The sequence below is a fragment of the Streptomyces sp. CB01881 genome (assembly GCF_002953255.1).
Lineage (GTDB): Bacteria > Actinomycetota > Actinomycetes > Streptomycetales > Streptomycetaceae > Kitasatospora.
Genome location: NZ_CP026498.1, coordinates 10547216 through 10550316 on the forward strand (window position 1 = coordinate 10547216; position 3101 = coordinate 10550316).

The following is a 3101-nucleotide window of genomic DNA, read 5'->3' on the forward strand; positions in this document are numbered from 1 at the left end:
GCCCGGCGCGCCTGGTGCCGCTGACCGCGCTGGCCGCCGTCCTGGTGCACGCGGGCGCCAAGCTCGTCCCGGTCCGGCGGATCGCCGCGCTCTGCCGGGACCACCGGGGCGAGGCGGTGGTGCTGGTGGTGACGGCGGCGGCGATCATCGGCACCGACCTCTTCGAGGGGGTGCTGATCGGGATCGGCCTGGCGGTGGTCAAGTCGGCCTGGCAGACCTCGCACCTGCAGATCGGCGTCGAGGAGCTGCCGGCCGGCGAGGGCGGTGGCGCCCGGGAGGGCGGTGTCGGGGCCGGCCCGGACGGCGGCGGGCCGCTGATGCGGGTCCGGCTGAGCGGCAACGCGACCTTCCTGCGGCTGCCCCGGCTGCTGGATGCGCTGGAGCGCCTGCCCGCCGACCGCCCGGTCGAGCTGGACTGGTCCGGGCTGCGCCACCTGGACCACGCCTGCACGGTGGCGCTCACCACCTGGGCCGCCCAGCACCGCGCCCGCAGCTCGGCGCCGCTGGCGGTCGAGCCGCCGCTGCCGACGGTGGCCTGACGGGGCGCCGTTGCTGCCAAAGCGGCTGACAGGAGCGGGAATTGAGCATCGCGGTACTGCGGCGAGGGCGTCGATCCGGCGGTCGGGCTTCTGTCCGCCGGTGGACGCCCCTTCGCATCCGAGGCGGATCCCGGTCCTCAGGGCGGGCCCGGTGGCCGGAAGTTCGAACCTCGCTGGCTCAAGTGACCTGCCAACAGCCGTACTTCTGGCGGGAGCCGGTGGTCGGTGGTCGGCGCCGAGGGACCGGGGTGCTTCCCACCGGCTCCTCGGTGTCCCTCGTGCCGTGACGAGCCGGGTCAGCCCAGCCCTGGCAGGCCGCGCAGTTCCCCGATCCGCAGAAGCCGCGCAAGGAGGAGGAACAGCAGTGCCATCGCGGTGCCGCCCACGGTCAGCGAGAGGGCGGGCGTCCAGGCGGCAGGTGTGAGGCCGTGGCTGCAGACGCGGGCGATGAGCCAGCCGGCGGCTCCGGCGCCGGTGGCGGCCGCGGTCAACTTGGCGTAGGTGCGGCAGATCCGACGACCGTCGAGCAGTCCCCCGATGCGCCGCCTGAGCCGCAGAGCCGTGAGCAGCAGGCCGACGGCGTAGGACAGGGCGTAGACGGCGGCCATCCCGGTGACCGCCCACCGGGGGGACAACAGCAGATGGCAGACCACGGCCAGAGCGATGTTGGTGCCACTGATCCACAGTGCCATGCGGAACGGCGTGCGGGTGTCGGAGAAGGCGTAGAAGCCGCGCAGCAGGAGGTACTGGGCCGAGAACGGGATCAGCCCCAGGCCGAGAGCCTGCAGCATCTGGCCCAGAGGGACGGTCGCTGCGGCGTCGGTGGCTCCGTGGGCGAACAGCAGCTGCGCGATCTGCGGGCCGAAGGCGACGAAGAAGAACGCCGCCGGGACGATGACGACGCCGCTGATCCGGAGCGCGCGGGACAGGTCGGCGCGCAGGTCGTCGAGACGGTGCTCGGCCACCGCCCGGCTCATGCGGGGGAGGAGCGCGGTGACGAGGGAGACCGTGACGATCGACTGGGGGAGCATCCATATCTGCTGGGCGTAGCTGTAGGCGGTGTAGCCGACGCCGTCGTTGGGCAGGGCGTCGTCGGCGGCGGAGGCCAGGCGGGTGACCACGGTGCTCGCGACGAGGTTGGCCAGGACGAACAGCAGGGTCCAGCGCGCTGCGCCCAGGCTCCTGCGCAGGCCGGTGCCCCGCCAGTCGAAGCGCGGCCGCAGCCGGAATCCGGCCGCGTGGGCGTAGGGGATCAGGGCGAGTGCCTGGAGGGCCAGGGCGAGGGTGGTGCCGATGCCGAGCAGCCTGACCTGGGCATCGGTGATGTCCGAGACCGTCTTCGGGGCGGTCATCATGCCGACGTAGAGGCCGAACACCGTGATCAGTACGACGTTGTTCAGGACCGGGGTCCACATCATCGCCCCGAACCGGTTCCGGGCGTTGAGGACCTGCCCGAGGATGCTGAACGCGCCGTAGAAGAAGATCTGCGGGAGCAGGAAGCGGGCGAAGACCACGGTCAGCTCGAACGCGTCATGCGTAGTGGGAGTGTCGTGCTGGTAGACGCTGATGATCTCGGGAGCCGCCCAGGTGGCCAGCGCGGTGCCGACGCCCAGGACACACAGGACGAGGGTGACCAGGCGCTGTTCGAAGGCGGCCCCGCCGTCGGGGTCCTCCGCCCGGGCCCGGACCAGTTGGGGCACCAGGACGGAGTTCAGAGCGCCGCCGATCAGCAGGAAGTACAGGCTGGTGGGCACCGTGTTGGCCTGGTTGTAGGTGGTGGCCAGCAACCCGGTGCCCAGTGCTGCGCCTTGCAGCACCTGCCGGATCAGTCCGGTGGCGCGCGAGACCACCGTCCCCGCGGCCATCAGTGCGGACGACCGCAGCACACCACCGGCCTTGGCCTGCTTGGGGGCCGCGTGCTTCCTGCGCTGCACGCTCGACCGCTCTAACTTCTCAAGCGATGTCTCCTCGATCACGGGCACAATCTAGCCTTCGGTCCTCGGACTTCAGCAGTCGGTCTTCAGTTGTTGGTCCTCAGTCGTTGGTCTTCAGCCGTCGGCATCCTCGTCGGCGTCCGGGGCCCCGTCGGGTTTGACGGACGGTTGGCGTGGCTGCGAGGGCGTGACGGCGTTGGTGTGACGTCCTTGGCGTGACGCCTCTGGTGTGGAGGCGGGCTGACGGAGTGTCGGCGTCATGCCGGGCGCAGGGCGCCGGTCGGGCGCGAGGTTAGCCTGGTCGCGGCGCCCGGTGGCCCGTAGGGCCGGGGCGTCGTGACCAGTCGTCCGGGAGAGGAGCGCAGAACCGTGATCGCAGCGTTTTCGGTCACCCCGCTGGGGGTCGGCGAGGATGTGGGGGAGGCGGTGGCCGCCGCCGTCCGGGTGGTCCGCGCGAGCGGGCTGCCGAACCGTACCGATGCGATGTTCACCAGCATCGAGGGGGAGTGGGACGAGGTGATGCCGGTGATCCGCGACGCGATCGAGGCGGTCAAGGCGTACAGCGGCCGGGTGAGCACCGTCATCAAGATCGACGACCGGGCCGGGGTGACCGACGGGCTCACCGCCA

The 3101-nt window shown here is 71.6% G+C and carries 3 protein-coding genes; 2 read left to right on the forward strand and 1 reads right to left on the reverse strand.

The genetic code is table 11. From position 1 onward, the window contains the following. On the forward strand, positions 1-539 hold a 539-nt coding region (locus C2142_RS40945; RefSeq protein WP_241002982.1), incomplete at its 5' end, for an STAS domain-containing protein. Between the two features lie 296 nt (positions 540-835). On the opposite strand, the gene murJ is transcribed toward C2142_RS40945, so the two are convergent. Next, positions 836-2404, reverse strand: coding sequence for a murein biosynthesis integral membrane protein MurJ (murJ, locus tag C2142_RS35410; RefSeq protein ID WP_241003333.1), 1569 nt, complete (start codon positions 2402-2404; stop codon positions 836-838). A gap of 438 nt (positions 2405-2842) precedes the next feature. Between murJ and C2142_RS35415 the strand changes: the two genes are divergently transcribed. Next, a partial coding sequence (locus C2142_RS35415; protein WP_148647225.1) for an MTH1187 family thiamine-binding protein occupies positions 2843-3101 on the forward strand: 259 nt, incomplete at its 3' end.

What these genes read in the sequence shown, in the direction of transcription:
- murJ (WP_241003333.1), bottom strand. Translation starts at nt 2,404, where the DNA reads ATGGCCGCGGGGACGGTGGTCTCGCGCGCCACCGGACTGATCCGGCAG.